This is a genomic window from Arthrobacter sp. NA-172 (genome assembly GCF_043952055.1).
In the GTDB taxonomy this organism is placed as follows: Bacteria; Actinomycetota; Actinomycetes; order Actinomycetales; family Micrococcaceae; genus Arthrobacter.
This window is the reverse complement of sequence record NZ_JBINOT010000003.1, coordinates 355,313-371,096: the sequence shown is the minus strand read 5'-3', so window position 1 is coordinate 371,096 and position 15,784 is coordinate 355,313. Positions and strand designations below refer to the sequence as shown.

Sequence of the window (15,784 nt, the reverse complement as noted above, 5' to 3'; positions counted from 1 at the left end):
GGAATGCAGGAGCAGGCGCCGCCGGATGGTTCAGGCAACTCGGCCATGGACCGGTTCAGCCGCGCCACGCGCGAGTGGTTCCTCGGCGCTTTCACTGCGCCAACTCCGGCCCAGGACGGCGCGTGGAAGGCCATTTCGTCGGGCTCGCATGCCCTGGTGGTGGCGCCCACCGGTTCGGGCAAGACGCTCGCCGCGTTCCTCTGGGCCCTGGACCGGCTCTTGTCGGTATCTCCGGATGCTTCGGATGAGGCTTTGCCTGGACTTGAAGGCTCCTCCAGCCGCGCTCGGGCCAAGATCCCGAAGCGCAAGACCCGCATCCTGTATATCTCACCGCTCAAAGCACTCGGCGTCGACGTCGAACGGAACCTCCGCTCGCCGCTGATCGGAATCACGCAGACCGCAAAACGGCTCGGGTTGCCTGCACCCTTGGTCAGCGTCGGCGTCCGTTCCGGGGATACGACGACGGCGGACCGACGCGCGCTGCTCAGCCACCCGCCGGACATCCTCATCACCACGCCCGAATCCTTGTTCCTGATGCTGACATCGAAGGCCCGCGAGACGCTCAGCGAGGTAGACACCGTGATCGTGGACGAGGTCCACGCAGTTGCGGGTACCAAGCGTGGCGGCCACCTTGCGGTGTCATTGGAACGGCTCGACGCATTGCTCCCCAAACCTGCGCAACGGATCGGGCTCTCGGCAACGGTGGAGCCGCGCGAACTCGTGGCGCAGTTCCTCGCCGGCTCGGCGCCAGTGGAAATCGTCGCACCGCCGTCCGGCAAGAATTGGAACCTGAGCGTCAGTGTCCCTGTGGAGGACATGTCGGATTTGGCCGGGGCAGCCGGCGCCTTCGATTCCGGCCCGGCCTCCGGACTGCAACCACAAGCATCCATCTGGCCGCATGTTGAGGAGAAGATCGTTGATCTTGTCCTGTCGAAACAGTCCACCATCGTCTTCGCGAACTCGCGGCGGCTCGCGGAGCGGCTCACGGCCCGGCTGAACGAGATCTACGCGGAGCGCCAACTGATGGCGGTGGAGGTGTTCTCCGGTGCGGGGTTGGATTCGGTTCCGGAAGACTTCGGGGCGCGGTCACCGGGGCTGCCGTCGCCTGGGGTGCCGACGCCTGGGGTGCCATCGTCTGGATTGCCGTCGCCGGGGCTGCCGTCCTCTGGGCTCCCGTCCTCGACGGCGACGCCCGCGCACATGATGGCCCAGGCCGGAAGCACCAGCGGTGCCGATCCGGTCCTGGCCCGGGCGCACCACGGCTCTGTGTCCAAGGACCAGCGGGCCCTCATCGAGGACGACCTCAAATCCGGCCGGCTGCGTTGCGTCGTGGCCACGTCTTCCTTGGAACTTGGCATCGACATGGGTGCCGTGGACCTGGTAGTCCAAGTCGAGTCCCCGCCGTCGGTGGCCAGCGGCCTGCAGCGGGTGGGCCGCGCCGGCCACCAAGTGGGTGAGATATCCGAAGGTGTGCTCTTCCCTAAGCACCGGGCAGATTTGGTCCACACCGCCATCACGGTGGAGCGGATGTTGAGCGGCAAAATTGAGCGCCTTCATGTTCCGGCCAACCCCTTGGACATCCTGGCCCAGCAGACGGTCGCCGCTACTGCGCTGGGCAGCATCGATGTGGAGGAATGGTTCGCCACCGTACGCCGTTCCGCCCCGTTCGCCACCCTCCCCCGCTCCGCGTTCGAAGCCACCTTGGATCTCCTGGCCGGGCGGTATCCTTCGGACGAATTCGCCGAGCTCAGGCCGCGCATCGTGTGGGACCGGAACGCCGGCACCATCGAAGGCCGTCCGGGAGCGCAACGCCTTGCCGTGACCTCGGGCGGAACCATCCCGGACCGCGGACTCTTCGGCGTCTACATCATCGGCACCGAAACCGAAGGCACTGGTTCTTCCGGGGGCAGTGGCTCTGCCGGCGATGCGTCCGGGCAGGCTCCCAGTCCGGCGTCGCGGGCTGCCAAAGGTGGCCGCCGCGTCGGCGAGCTCGACGAAGAAATGGTCTACGAGTCGCGCGTGGGTGATGTCTTCGCGCTGGGCGCCACCAGTTGGAAAATCGAGGACATCACGCACGACCGTGTTTTGGTCTCGCCAGCTTTCGGCCAGCCCGGAAAACTTCCTTTCTGGAAGGGCGATTCCCTCGGCCGGCCAGTCGACCTTGGCCGCGCGCTCGGAGCATTCGTGCGCGAGCTTTCAGCGTCGGACCAAGGGCCAGCCCTCGAACGCTGCAAGGCCAGTGGATTAGACGACTTCGCCGCCAGCAACCTGCTCCAGTATCTGGGCGAGCAAAAACTGGCCACGGAAGTCGTACCAAATGACAGGACCCTCGTGGTCGAACGGTTCCATGACGAGCTGGGCGACTGGCGCGTAGTGCTGCACAGCCCCTTCGGCATGCCGGTTCACGCGCCTTGGGCACTCGCCGTCGGGCAGCGGCTCCAGCAGCGCTACGGGCTGGACGGTTCCGCCATGGCCGCCGACGACGGCATTGTGCTTCGCGTACCAATGATGGAAGACGAGCCGCCCGGAGCCGAGCTTTTCCTCTTTGACCCGGACGAACTCGAGCAGATCGTGACGGCGGAGGTGGGCGGGAGTGCCTTGTTCGCCTCCCGCTTCCGTGAGTGCGCTGCGCGCGCCTTGTTGTTGCCGCGGCAGAACCCGGCGAAAAGACAGCCTCTGTGGCAGCAACGGCAGCGGTCGGCGCAATTGCTGGACGTCGCCAAGAAGTACCCCTCCTTCCCGATTGTTCTCGAAACAGTGCGCGAGTGTCTGCAAGATGTCTACGACCTTCCCGCGTTGAAGGACATAGCCGCTTCGATCGAGCGCCGCGAACTCCGCTTGGTACAGACCACTACGCAGCAGCCCTCCCCCTTCGCTAAGTCGCTGCTCTTTGGCTATGTGGCGCAGTACCTTTACGAAGGCGATTCCCCGCTCGCCGAGCGCAGGGCCGCGGCTTTGGCCCTCGACTCCACCCTCCTGAACGAGCTCTTGGGCACGGTGGAACTGCGCGAACTCCTGGACGCCAAGGTCATTGAGGCCACCGAGCTTGAGCTTCAAAGGCTGGCCCCTGACCGCCGGGTCCGCGGTATGGAAGGCGTCGCGGACTTGCTGCGCTTGCTGGGCCCCTTGAGCGTGGAGGAAGTGGCTGCGCGCCTGCAGACCGAAGAAGGCCTGGAGGTCTCCACGGATCCGGTGGCGCTGCCGGCGGGAGCGCATTTGGCCGCACAGCACCTGGCCGCATTAAGGAAGGCAAATCGCGCCCTCACCGTGACCCTGAGCGGCGTGGAACGATTCGCGGCCATCGAGGACGCGGCCCGGCTCCGGGATGCCATCGGTGTTCCGTTGCCCATGGGCGTGCCACTGGCATTCATCGAACCGGTCCTTGATCCGCTCGGGGATCTCGTGTCCCGCTACGCACGGACCCACGGGCCCTTCACCGCAGAGGAATCTGCAGCGAGGCTGGGACTAGGCGTCGCCGTCGTGAGCACTGCGCTGAAACGCCTGGCGGCGGACGGCCGGGTTGTGGAGGGCGAGTTCCGCCCGCACCCCACAGCGCCGGATGCGGAACCCTTGGTGCCAGCGCCGGCGGTCCTTGTTGTTCCCCCGGGCAGCGAGTGGTGCGACGCCGAAGTGCTGCGCAAGCTCCGGCGTCGTTCCCTGGCAGCTCTGCGCGCCGAAGTGGAGCCGGTGGACGCTGCCGCCTACGGACGGTTCCTACCCGCTTGGCAAAACGTGTCCGTGCCCGCGGCCGGCCGTTCCCGCGGCGCCCCGGCACTACGTGGGCTGGATGGCATCATGACGGCCATCGATCAGCTCTCCGGCGTGCCCGTTCCGGCGTCGGCATGGGAGCCCTTAGTGCTCGCCGGCCGGATTTCCGACTATCAACCAGCAATGTTGGACGAGCTCATGGCCGCCGGCGAAGTCCTGTGGTCCGGAGCCGGTTCGCTGCCGGGGAACGACGGTTGGATCAGCCTCCATGTGGCCGAAGCCGCGGAGCTGACGCTCAACCCGGATCCTGAGTTCGAGCCCGGCGACGCCCAGCTCCGCCTCCTGGAATATTTGCAGTCCGGCGGGGGCGCCTATTTCTTCCGGCAACTCACCGAGGTTGCTGGCGGCATGGATGCGGTGCTCAGCGACGATGCCGTGGTGGCCGCCATGTGGGACCTCGTTTGGGCCGGGCGCATCACAGGAGACACTTTCGCCCCTGTTCGGGCGATGATTTCCGGCGGCCGCACAGCGCACAAGCAGCCGGCCCGGCCGCCGCGTGCCAGGTCCCTGCGTATGAGCAGGCTCGGCCGCTCTCACGGCACCGGCCTCATGGGATCTCCGGGACTGAGCGGCGGACGCTACGGCTCGGCCGCCGGCACGGCACCCACTCCGCCGCTGGCTGTTGGGCGTTGGTCGGCACTCCCCGCGCCCGAGCTCGATCCCACCATCCATGCCCGTGGCACTGCTGAACTGCTTCTCGACAGGTACGGCGTGGTGACGCGGGGGTCGGTCATGGCCGAGAACATCGTGGGCGGGTTCGGGCTGATGTACAAGGTCCTTGCGCGCCTCGAAGAAGCCGGGCGTTGCCGCCGGGGTTACTTCATCGAGCACCTCGGAGCCGCCCAATTCGCGGTGCCCGCCACAGTGGACCGATTGCGCTCTTTCACCGAGGACGCCCAGCTCGCCAAGGCCGAGCCTGTCGCCTTGGCCCTTGCCGCCACGGATCCCGCCAACCCGTATGGTGCTGCCCTCCCGTGGCCGGCGTTGGCAGTCGACGCCGGATCGGGTCACCGTCCGGGGCGCAAGGCCGGCGCGTTGGTGGTGATCGTCGACGGCGCCTTGGTTCTGTACGTTGAGCGCGGCGGGAAGACCCTACTGACCTTCAGCCATGACGACGCCGTCCTGGCGGCTGCCGCTGCGGCCCTCGTGGGCGTGGTGCGCCGGGGAGCCGTGGACAAACTAATCATGGAAAAGGTCAACGGCCACGACCTTCTGGATACGCCCGTGGCCTATGCGCTTGCGGCAGCCGGGGCCTATTCCACCCCCAAGGGATTGAGGATCCGTGCCTGAGGGCGACTCGATCTGGCGGGCTGCGGCGGAACTGAACAAGGCCCTCGGAGGCCAGACACTTGTCTCCTCGGACTTCCGCGTGCCGCGGTTCGCCACACTGAACCTGGCGGGCTGGACCGTCTCCGAAGTGGTTCCACGGGGAAAGCATTTGCTGATGCGTTTGCTGGAACCGGTGGAGGCCGGGGCTGATACGGGAGCTGGGGAACCGGCGGCTGCGGCCACTGGGGAGCCGGCGGCCGTGGCCACTGGGGAACCGGCGGCTGCGGCCACTGGTGAGCCGGCGGCCGGGGCTGAGCCGGCAACGGACGGACCCGGACCGGGCCGGCGTGCATCAGGCAGGCGCGCCCTGACTATCCATTCACACTTGAAAATGGAGGGAAGCTGGCAGGTCTATGCCCCCGGTGGTCGGTGGAGGAAACCCGGCCACACGGCGAGGTGCGTTCTGCGCACGGCGGCCACCGACGTCGTCGGCTTCTCTTTGGGGATCCTTGAAGTGCTCCCGACACCAGAGGAACACCGCGCGGTAGGGCATCTCGGCCCGGACCTGCTTGGGCCGGATTGGGATGCCGGCGAGGCCGTACGACGGCTGGAATCCAGCCCCGATGAGGCGATCGGCGTCGCCCTCTTGGACCAGCGAAACGTCGCTGGTATCGGCAACATCTACCGTTGCGAGGCTTGTTTCCTGGCCGGAATACATCCAGCCACACCGGTATCGGCCGTCCCGGATCTAGCTGGGATGCTTGCGGAAGCCAAAGTCCTGCTCGAGGCCAATCTGGGACCCGGCCCACGGACCACGCGGGGTACGCCTTTCCCCGGTGTTCGGGGGATTCCCCGGCCCGGCTACTGGGTCTACCGCCGCGAGCACCAGCCGTGCTTTCGCTGCGGTACGCCCATTCGCCGGGAGGTGCTGGGGCCGGCGTCGGGATTGGAAGACCGCGACATCTACTTCTGCCCGATGTGCCAGCCCGCCTCCTGACGACGCGCTACCCTCCTGGCGACGCCCTATCCTCCTGGCGACATCCTCCTGGCGACGCGCAAAATACCTGACGCACAGGGAATTCGGAGGCGTCAGGGATTATCCGCAGCGCCAGGAAAAATCCGCGTCACGGAGCGGCGGGCACCACTTCCACGGAACTCTGGGGAGCCCTCTGCGGCACCGTGAACATCGGCAACAACAGCTGAACGAGGGGCCCGATGGCCAGGGCGTAGACAACAGTTCCCACGCCGACGGAACCGCCCAGCAGCCACCCAACGGCCAGCACGACCACCTCGATCAACGTGCGGGACACGCGCACCGACCAGCCCGTGCGACGCGCAAGACCTGTCATCAACCCGTCGCGGGCACCCGGACCGAGGCGGGCGCCGATGTAGCAAGCGGAGGCAATGCCGTTGAGTATCACGGCACCGGCGAGCATGCCGATCTGGCCACCCAAGTGCGAAAACGCAGGGATCAGGGCCAGGCCGATGTCCGCGAAGACACCTACCAGCACGGCGTTGGCCAGGGTTCCGACGCCGGGCATCTGCCGCAGCGGGATCCAGAGGAGCAGAACGAGGAAGCTGACCACTACCACCACCGTGCCGATGCTCCACCCGATCTTGCTCGCGACGCCCTGGTGGAACACGTCCCAAGGGTCCAAGCCAAGGCCAGCCCGGATGAACATGGCCAGGGAGACCCCATACATTGCGAGGCCGATCAAGAGCTGGGTGATTCTGCGGGTCATCATGAAACCATGCTCCAACAAACTGGCATTGCTTTCCATAGCCAGTTTGCAATACTGGTCTTATGCCCGGATCCCTGAACACCACGGCCATGGCGCGTCTCCTCGGCCCCTGGAACACTGGTGCCGCTCCCGCCTATCGCGAGCTTGCCGACGTCGTACGCCTTTTGGTGATGGACGGACGCATCCCGCTGGACGTCGCACTGCCCAGCGAACGCGCACTTTCCGCCACTTTGGGTGTCAGCCGGACCACCGTCACGGCCGCCTACGCGAGCCTGCGCGAACAAGGGTTCTTGAGCGGCGGGCAGGGTAGCCGGGGCCGGACGGGCATTCCGCACCGAACGGTTCCCGTCAGCGGACCGGGCCTCGCTGTTCCAGACGGGATTCTTGACCTTGCTTATGCCTCGCTGCCCGCCACGGGCGAGGTGGTGCACCGGGCTTTTGCGGATGCGTTGACTGACCTGCCGGCATTGTTGCCCGGGTTTGGATATGACGCCATCGGCCTTCCGTCCCTCCGGGAAGCTATCGCGGACCGCTATACGGCAGCCGGCATACCCACCACCGCCGCGCAGATTCTGGTGACGTCGGGGGCCCAGCACGCACTGAACATCATCCTGAGAACCCTGGCCGGGCGGCAACAAAAGGTCCTCGTTGAACACCCCACCTACCCCAACGCGCTCGATGCCATCCGCGCCTCGGGTTCGCGGACCGTTCCGGTGCCGATGCCGCCTAACACGGAACGTGGCACTCGACGTGACACTCGATTTGGCGAGGAATCTGGCGAGGAACTTGGCGAGGAACTTGGCGAGGACCCGGCCGCGGGCGCCGGGTGGGATATCGACAGCATGGTGGCGGCGATGCGCCACCAACGCCCCGGGATGGCCTACCTCGTGCCGGACTTCCACAACCCCACGGGGCGGATCATGTCCAATCTTCAGCGCCGCCGCTTGGTCCGCGAGGCGGCAGGGACCGGCACTGTCCTCGTTGTGGACGAGACACTGCGGGAGTTAAACCTCGACGCCGTCAACACCTCGCCGCTCGCGGCCTTTAGTCCTGCAGTGGTGACCATAGGTTCGCTCAGCAAATCGCACTGGGCGGGTCTCCGGACCGGATGGATTCGGGCCGAAGAAGACTTGATCAGCCGCTTCGTTCAAGCCCGGACCACCATGGATCTAGGCGGACCCGTCGTCGAACAGTTGGCTGCAGCGAGACTGGTTCGCGCCTTCACTGAGCCGCTGCAGGTCCGGCTTGATGAATTGCGGCGAAACAGGGAAGCGCTCCTTGGACTACTGGCCGAGCACCTTCCGGAGTGGCACGTGGAACGTCCGCGCGGCGGGCTCACAGCATGGTGCAGGATGCCCACCGCGTCGAGTACTGCGCTCACCGTCGTCGCCCCGGATTTCGGTTTGCGGCTGGCGGCCGGCCCTCGTTTCGGAGTCGGCGGGGCTTTCGAGCACTTCATGCGCGTCCCGTACACCCTCGCGCCAGCCCAACTTGAGACAGCGGTGCTCGCATTGCGGGACGCCCAGTCGAGGCTCGACGCCTCACCCCAGCTGCGGAGAACCCTGAAGGCACCGAATGAACCAGCCGCGGTCGCCTAGCCCAAGCGCCCGCCCCACCCAACTGGCTCGCATTCGTTTAGGGGCCTATAACAACTGTCAGTTAGGTGGGCCGCGCGGCGCTCATTCGCTGCTTGGCAGTGTTGCTGCCGGGGCCGACGGGAACATGCGACGTGGCTTTGGCCAGGCCAAAAAGCGGCATTCCGTTATAGACCACTTCAATGCCCGACGTCGGCACCTGGTAAGTCTCGTGCCACACGCCGATGTCACCGCCCCCGGCGACCTCTTTCATAAATCGCCGCCAAGGCGCCAAATGGGGCGAATCCCGGTCCGCCGCGAAACGCCGCAGATGCTCCGGGCTCTCCCAGTAGCTGAGCATCATGGTGGTGCGCCCGAACCACTGTTCGCACCCGAGCATTCCGGACTCGGGATGCGCTGCAAGGTGGCGCAGCATGGTGGGCATGGCCGAGGCCACGCGAGCCACTTTGCCGATCTTCCACCAACGGTTGGCTCGCATTCCGATGAGAAATACGGTCACTGAATCGCGCCCCGGTTCCGCCGTGAAGCGCCCCGGGAAGACTTCCTGAACCATGACTGCTCCTACTTTTTCCTGTTGGCTTGTTTTGTAACGACGTTACGAAACAAGGTTATGAAACAATGGATCACATGGCAAGACCCGTACTGCATGATGATTCGCTAAAGGAACGGCTCCTCGACACAGCCGCTGATCTTGTCGACCGTATTGGCCCGGCGCGAGTAACCCTGCGCGAGCTGGCAGCAGAAGCCGGGACATCCACCACGGCGGTTTACTCCCTCTTCGGCGGGAAATCGCAGCTGCTTACCGCCGTCGTCGACAGCGGTTTCCGCTCGTTCGGAGACTCCCAGCGCGCAGCCGCCGACGGCGGACTCCGGGCACTAGGGATGAGTTACCGGGCGTGGGCGTTGAGCCATCCGGCTCTTTATCGGCTCATGTTTGGAGGCGCACTTGCGGCTTATGCCAACTGCGCGCCGACGCCGGCCGTCGCCTCGGACGCCATGGCCCCCCTCATCGAGGCGGTCGCCGCGGCGCAAGCGGTGGGCTCAATCCGCGCCGTCCCGGTAGAAACTGTGTCGATCGCCATCTGGGGCCAGGTCCATGGCCTGGTAAGCCTCGAACTCGCAGAGCTTGGCCCGCCGACCACCGACTGGGAGTCCTTCTACTCAGAAGCACTCGACGCCGTCACCCGCGGCTGGGCCTAACGCGCACCCCCATTAACCCAAACAACCCGCTGTAGGTGTCGCTATGAGGGCTCAGAACGACAGCTACTGCGAGTTAGTTGGGTGGGGTGAAGCGCAGGGTTAGGTGGGGCTAGCGACGCTAGGCGTACACCTTCTCGAGGAAACCGCCCCAGGCCTTGGCCGTCAGTTCCGCGTCGCCGGCGCCGCTGAAATCGTGCACGGTCATGCCTACCGGAGCCCCGAAGGAGTTGCGGCCGAAGAAGCGATAGAGCGTGTCTGCCGTCCGCAGGCCCAGGAAGTGTTCGTTCGAGAAGTCGATCTCTCCGCTCAGCCGCCCGACGCCGTCGAGATCAACCTCCACCATTGAACCCTGCGCCACACCGTCAACGCCGAGGGCCCGTTTCAAGGCGACGAAGCCGTCCGGCGTCTGCGAAGCGGCCGGGCCCTGGATGTCGGTGAAGACCACGGGCTTGCCATCGAAATACTGCAGGTACTGGCCGAGGGTGTGCAGGTAGAACTCGGTGTGCTTGCTGGCTCCGTCGTACTGCTCGTCCCAGTTGTCCGCGAAGATCCCGCTATGGACGTAATGCAGCTTGGCCCGGCCGCCGTCGAGCGGTTCCAGCACGTGCTCCAGCTGGTTGAACCAACCGTCCGGACCATCCATCCGGGACACGAGGTGGCTGGGGTATTCGTCCACGGTTTTCACCGCCGGCCACTGATCGGTGGGGAACATCCAGGCCTGCGTTCCCTTAGTCACGGCCTCCCAGACGCGCTCCGGCGTGCCGGGCAGCTCGGTATCAGCCACGATTTCGAATTCACGGTTGTTAGTCATTGTCCTGTTCCTTTTCTGAAGTGTTTGTCTTAAGTGCGGGATGAAGTACGACGACGAGTCTGTGCTTGCGTGCGCCGCCTACCGATGCGCCGCTTGAGGCAGCCGCGGTGCCGCCCAGGGCCGCTCCGCCGTCGTGGTATTTGTCGACGAGCCGAGTCACCGCAACGCCGAGTTCCTCGGCAAAAGCCGCACGGTCCGCCGCCGAACGGAAGGTGATTTCGCCGTCGATCGCGAAACTTGCAAGCTTTTTCTTGGCTGCGGCCGCGCCGGCAATCAACGTGCCCATCTCCTGGACCGTCCGGGCCGCGAGGGCCAACAGCCAAAAGGCGGAAAAACGGTCCGAGAAGCGCCGAGGGTCCGGAGCCACGGACGCGAGTGCCACCGGCGAGATCACGTAGGACGCCGCCGTCGCGCGCAAAACCCGTTCGGTGACGTTGCCCTTCTTCCGCTCCTCCACAAGCTCCACGAGCCCATGCCGCTCGAGAGCCTTGAGGTGGTAGTTGACCTTCTGCCGGGGCAGGCCCACCTTGACCGCCAGCTGAGTGGCGGAACCCGGCTCTGCCAGCTCCTGCAGAATTCGCGTGCGGATCGGGTCCAGCGACGCTTCCGCCGCTGCGGGATCCTCGATCACTTCGATGTCCAACATGCTTCGATTATGCCAACCGACAACTTTTATTGTCAAGAACTTTTTTCTCGTCGGTGCACTATCCCTGAGGACTGCTGCTGGTCCAGTACCGCCGCAGTCAGCAACGGAGTAGCCTGCGGTTATCACCGTTCGTGAGGTGTCAAGATGAGGTTCAATTCGCCGCCCATGCGGTCGGGACCTGAGCGTCCGGCCCGGCGTCGCAGGGGGCGGTTGCGTGCCTGGGCGGTCCGGCGCCCGGGCCTGGCGGTCCTATCGGTTCTCGCGGTCCTCGCGCTTCTCGCGCTTCTCGGCTTTACGGCCATTATCGGCGTCTCCTGGCACCGGTCCTCAAGCCCTGCCGGAGTCACCTCGACGGCGGCCCCCTCAGCGAATACGGGAATTTCGAAGATCCAACATGTCATCGTCATCATGCAGGAGAACCGTTCGTTCGACAGCTATTTCGGGACGTTCCCGGGAGCGGACGGGATACCGATGCAGAATGGCTCCCCCACGGTGTGCGTTCCGGATCCGGCCAATGCTTCCTGTGTGAAACCGTATTACAACCCCTTGGACCGGAATTCCGGTGGACCGCACAGCCAGAACAACGCCACGGCGGACATTAACGGCGGAAAGATGGACGGCTTCATTGCCCAGGCCGAGAAAGCCTCCACGAACTGCGCGCCGAATGCGCCCTCCTGTGCGGGCGGGCGCCAAAGCGATGTGATGGGCTACCACGACGCCCGCGACCTGCCCAACTATTGGGCGTACGCCAAGGACTTCACCTTGCAGGATCACATGTTTGAACCCAACGCATCCTGGAGCCTGCCGGAACATCTGTACATGGTCTCGGAATGGTCCGCCAGATGCAGCCGGGCCGGTGATCCCCAATCGTGCGTGAATGCCCTTCAAAATCCCGGCAGCCCGCCGGACTTTACCTCCTCGATTCAGTCCACACTTATCGGGAAATGCCGCACCGGCCTGCAAAACAAGGCCTGCCAGGACGCCCTCAACGCAGCTGGGATCACGCCGGACATCGCCGTGCAATTGCATACCCTCTTTTCGCAAAACTGCGCAGGGGCAGATTCGTACACCAGTTGCCAGGTCGCGATCGACAAAGCGGTACTCCCCCAGGCCCTCAAGCAAAAGCTGCTGTCTGCGGCCAAACAGCTGGCCCCACCCGACTATGCCTGGACCGATCTGACCTACTTACTGCACAAACAGAACGTGCCCTGGGCTTACTACGTCTTCAACGGCACAGAACCCGATTGCCAAGATGGCTCAGCCATGGTTTGCGCTCCCGTAGCCCAGAACGCGAAGACACCGGGCATCTGGAATCCCCTCCCGTACTTCGACACGGTGAAGCAGGACGGACAACTGGGCAACATCCAGTCCTTGAGCAACTTCTACGATGCCGCCAAGAAAGGCACGTTGCCGGCCGTGAGCTGGATCGACCCCACCGGAGCCGTCAGCGAACACCCGCCCGCCCTGATCAGCACCGGGCAGGCCTACGTGACGGGACTGATCAACGCTGTCATGTCCGGTCCGGACTGGAACAGCACAGCGATCTTCCTCTCATGGGATGACTGGGGAGGATTTTACGACCACGTCGCGCCGCCCACCGTAGACGCAAACGGTTACGGCCTTCGGGTCCCGGGAATAGTCATCAGCCCCTACGCCAAACAGGGCAACATCGACCACCAGACCCTCAGCCACGACGCCTACGCCAAGTTCATTGAAGACGACTTCCTCCACGGCCAACGCCTTGACCCTGCTACCGATGGACGGCCTGATCCCCGCCCGGATGTCCGGGAGACCAACCCCCAGCTGGGCGATCTGGTGAACGATTTCAACTTCAACCAAGCGCCCGCCAAGCCCGTCATCCTCCCCGGGGGCGCCACTTATTAGGCCGGTAGAATAGACCGGTGATGCAATCCCCCCTTCCCGTGCGCGACGGCGTCAATGCCACCCGCCTGCGCCTCCCGGACGAGGGGCCGTGGGACACCGCGATGGACTACATGATGCACCGCTGGGGCCATATCGACCCCCAGGGCATCGAGGACAGGTTCGACGCCGGCGAGATCGTCGGCGAGGGCGGCGCACCCCTTGACCGCCACACCCCCTTGGACCGCCACACCTTCATTTGGTACTACCGCACCCTCCCGCCGGAGACCCGGATGCCGGTAGATATCGACATCCTGCACCAGGAACGAGCACCTCCTCGTGGTGGACAAACCCCACTTCCTGCCCACCACACCGGGCGGAACCTATATCCAGGAATCCGCGCTCGTCCGGCTCAGGAACCTGCTGAATCTCCCGGATCTGATCCCGATGCACCGCCTCGACCGCATGACCGCCGGCGTCCTGTTGCTCTCGACCAACCCGGAGACCCGCGGCAAGTACCAGGTGCTCTTCGAGAAGCGCCAGGTCCAGAAAGAGTACGAGTGCGTCTCGGCAGCGGCACCCACCGCGGGCTTTCCCCGCGTCGAGTTCCCCGCCGTCGTGCGCAACCGCATGACCAAGTCCCGCAGCTACCTTCTCGCTGAGGTGATCGACGGCGAACCCAACGCGGAGACCCGCATTGAACTGTTGAGGACGTTCGACGGCGGCACTCACGACGGCGGTGCGGCGCGGCAGGCGCTGTACCGGCTTGAGCCGCACACCGGAAAGACCCACCAGCTTCGGGTGCACATGGCATCACTCGGGCTGGGAATCGTGAACGACGCGTTCTACCCCGAACTCCTGGACAAGGCCCCGGACGACTACTCGAAGCCCTTGCAACTGCTGGCTCGAGGCATTCGATTCATTGACCCCATCAGCAAACAAGCCGTGGAATACCGTAGCCGGCTCGAGCTGAGCGAAGCCCGGCTGTGACGCTCGCTCACGTATAGCCCCCGCTCACGTATAGCCACCTTCCCCCACCCCTCCTTCATATACCCCCTCTCGTGACCGAGCGGCCGCGCCCGGCAACCATCCCTCGTTTTTGGCACTTGCCGTCATGAATCGTGTCCTGCCTCCACACATTAGGCATGAAGATTCAAACAGCTCCTGAGATGCCCGTTGGAAACGGCCTTTCTTTGCTTCTGGTCCGATGGCAGGACCAGACATTTGCCGACGGCTGGCGGTTTGCCCGTGATTGGTTCGTGCCCGAAGTCGAGGCAATGGCTCTCACCTTGCTCAACGGGGTTTCCTCTGGCGGGGCGGCCCGGCGTCTGGGTGCATCACGTTCCTTCCATGGCGTGGGCATTGGCGAAACGATGGCCGATCTGCGGTCTCTCTTTACGGTTTCCGGGTTGCCTGATAATCACCGCGCACTGCAGGAAATCGCCGTCGGCTGGGTGGAGGCCGGTGAGCAGGAACAACCTTCGTCCTGCACTGATGTGGCAACGGGGCTGGCAACACCGGCCCATTTTGAACGCGTGATCCATGAAGCGCTCCGGACGGCGGACGGAGCGGGCAAGCTCGTTTTGGGGACGATGCGGTTTCCTCTCATGGACAAACGGCTGGACGGCTCATGGACCCTTTCAGCCGAGGTCGGCCGGATCTGCGGCCAGGAATTCACCGACGATTCAGCGGTTCAGATGTATCGCCGGGACCGGGTGGACTTTCTTTTTCAATGTTCACCGGCGAATCTTGCCGATGCGGCCAGATGTAAGGAGCGGTTCGAGTCGCTGAGAAACGGGGCCCTTGGACCTTGCGAGCTTCGGTACCAGCCGCTCCCGTCGACTGATAGCGAAGCCATGGACCTCATGGCCCGGCTCCGAAGCATCGCGGAATGGCGGCAGTCACGATGACGGCTAACGACGTTTCCTCGAAGCGGGTCCCCTCGTCGGCAGGCATCCCAGGAGGCGTGGACGTGGATTCGCCACGGCTTACCGCCATCGTTGATGCCGTTCTCAATCTGCAAGGACAGACCCCGGCGGATGAACGGGACCCCGGTACCGGTACACGGCGGTTCGCCTCCTCCGAGGTCTACCTGCCGGCCCCGGAGGCACCTCTTGCTACAGATGTCCCCACCCAGGTACCTGCCCGGGGACGCCGGAGAGCGGAACCGGTGAGAAACCAATGGCTGTACACGCTTTTCCCCAGCGAGGTCTTGATGTTGCAGATACCAGGCGATCCGGACAAACAAATTGAGCAACAGGCCCGTGGCACACGGTGGCATCCATCGGATTCAGCCACCGCGTGCGGCTTCTCGACGTGCCTGGAGCACTGCACCGGGTTGCGTCTGCTGCACTTCGCGGACAAGGTCACTGCAGTACCTGGCGACACTCTGAGTTATTCCGTCTGGATCATCAACGAGACCGGGGAGGACCTCACCAGCGTCACCCTGGTACCGCGGTCTTTCACCAACTCCGGGCTGGAAGATCTGAGCTACGCCACCGGGCCTTCCGTCCTTTGTTTCGGCCCGCTGCCGGCCGGAGAGCAAGCGGAATGTGCCTTCACTTATGTCGTCACCGAAAACGACCGCAGCCACACAGGGGAGCTCATCAGCGCCATGGCTGTCGAGGCTGTTACCGCGTCCGGGCGGAGTCTCTGGGACGAATACGACGCCATCACACCCTTGGCCTGATCCGGTACCCGTTGCGGTCTCCGGAGCCCCCGAAAAATATTTGAGAGTTTCCTACCAAGACCGTCGTCACGTTCCGGAACGTGCAGCCACTTACTAGGCAGGTGCAGGGTCCCGGCTTCGGGCCCGGTCGTTTCTAACTAGTGAGGTTTTCGGGTGATAGCGGACGGATTTACCGTTGCGGGGCATGGGATGAGGATCACTTCC

General features: G+C 64.6%; 11 protein-coding genes and 1 pseudogene. 8 read left to right on the top strand and 4 right to left on the bottom strand.

Annotated features, from left to right (window positions below; all coding sequences use genetic code 11):
* Nucleotides 1-3 precede the first annotated feature (3 nt).
* Both ACF0H6_RS15710 and ACF0H6_RS15705 read left to right on the top strand, forming a co-directional pair.
* Nucleotides 4-5,058 (top strand): DEAD/DEAH box helicase, encoded by a 5,055-nt coding sequence (locus ACF0H6_RS15710; RefSeq protein ID WP_395250508.1) that lies wholly within the window; start codon nt 4-6, stop codon nt 5,056-5,058.
* Nucleotides 5,051-6,034, top strand: coding sequence for an Fpg/Nei family DNA glycosylase (locus tag ACF0H6_RS15705; RefSeq protein ID WP_395250507.1), 984 nt, complete (start codon nt 5,051-5,053; stop codon nt 6,032-6,034). Before ACF0H6_RS15710 ends, ACF0H6_RS15705 begins: the two co-directional genes overlap by 8 nt.
* A gap of 127 nt (nt 6,035-6,161) precedes the next feature.
* Here ACF0H6_RS15705 and ACF0H6_RS15700 read toward each other — a convergent pair whose 3' ends face one another.
* Nucleotides 6,162-6,782 (bottom strand): YitT family protein, encoded by a 621-nt coding sequence (locus ACF0H6_RS15700; RefSeq protein WP_395250506.1) that lies wholly within the window; start codon nt 6,780-6,782, stop codon nt 6,162-6,164.
* A 59-nt stretch (nt 6,783-6,841) separates the two neighbouring features.
* On the opposite strand from ACF0H6_RS15700, the gene ACF0H6_RS15695 reads away from it, so the two are divergent.
* A complete protein-coding gene (locus ACF0H6_RS15695) occupies nt 6,842-8,377 on the top strand; it encodes a PLP-dependent aminotransferase family protein (RefSeq protein ID WP_395250505.1) in 1,536 nt (511 codons plus the stop codon).
* 61 nt (nt 8,378-8,438) lie between these two features.
* On the opposite strand, the gene ACF0H6_RS15690 is transcribed toward ACF0H6_RS15695, so the two are convergent.
* Nucleotides 8,439-8,927, bottom strand: a complete 489-nt coding sequence (locus tag ACF0H6_RS15690) for a DUF4188 domain-containing protein (protein WP_395250504.1) — start codon at nt 8,925-8,927, stop codon at nt 8,439-8,441.
* Between the two features lie 74 nt (nt 8,928-9,001).
* On the opposite strand from ACF0H6_RS15690, the gene ACF0H6_RS15685 reads away from it, so the two are divergent.
* The gene (locus ACF0H6_RS15685; RefSeq protein WP_395250503.1) at nt 9,002-9,574 is read left to right on the top strand and encodes a TetR/AcrR family transcriptional regulator; all 573 of its coding nucleotides are present in this window, start codon (nt 9,002-9,004) and stop codon (nt 9,572-9,574) included.
* Nucleotides 9,575-9,692: 118 nt separating this feature from the next.
* On the opposite strand, the gene ACF0H6_RS15680 is transcribed toward ACF0H6_RS15685, so the two are convergent.
* A complete protein-coding gene (locus ACF0H6_RS15680; RefSeq protein ID WP_395250502.1) occupies nt 9,693-10,385 on the bottom strand; it encodes an SRPBCC domain-containing protein in 693 nt (230 codons plus the stop codon).
* Nucleotides 10,378-11,031 carry an ArsR/SmtB family transcription factor gene (locus ACF0H6_RS15675; RefSeq protein ID WP_395250501.1) on the bottom strand — a complete coding sequence of 218 codons (654 nt, stop codon included), beginning with the start codon at nt 11,029-11,031 and terminating at the stop codon, nt 10,378-10,380. The genes ACF0H6_RS15680 and ACF0H6_RS15675 overlap by 8 nt, the downstream gene beginning before the upstream one ends.
* Before the next feature lie 144 nt (nt 11,032-11,175).
* Between ACF0H6_RS15675 and ACF0H6_RS15670 the strand changes: the two genes are divergently transcribed.
* From ACF0H6_RS15670 to ACF0H6_RS15655, 4 genes and pseudogenes are all read left to right on the top strand, one after another.
* A complete protein-coding gene (locus tag ACF0H6_RS15670; RefSeq protein WP_395250500.1) occupies nt 11,176-12,915 on the top strand; it encodes an alkaline phosphatase family protein in 1,740 nt (579 codons plus the stop codon).
* Nucleotides 12,916-12,935: 20 nt separating this feature from the next.
* Nucleotides 12,936-13,881: pseudogene (locus tag ACF0H6_RS15665) on the top strand (pseudouridine synthase).
* A gap of 155 nt (nt 13,882-14,036) precedes the next feature.
* Nucleotides 14,037-14,801, top strand: a complete 765-nt coding sequence (locus ACF0H6_RS15660; RefSeq protein WP_395250499.1) for a hypothetical protein — start codon at nt 14,037-14,039, stop codon at nt 14,799-14,801.
* Nucleotides 14,783-15,580 (top strand): hypothetical protein, encoded by a 798-nt coding sequence (locus ACF0H6_RS15655; RefSeq protein ID WP_395250498.1) that lies wholly within the window; start codon nt 14,783-14,785, stop codon nt 15,578-15,580. Before ACF0H6_RS15660 ends, ACF0H6_RS15655 begins: the two co-directional genes overlap by 19 nt.
* Nucleotides 15,581-15,784: the final 204 nt, after the last annotated feature.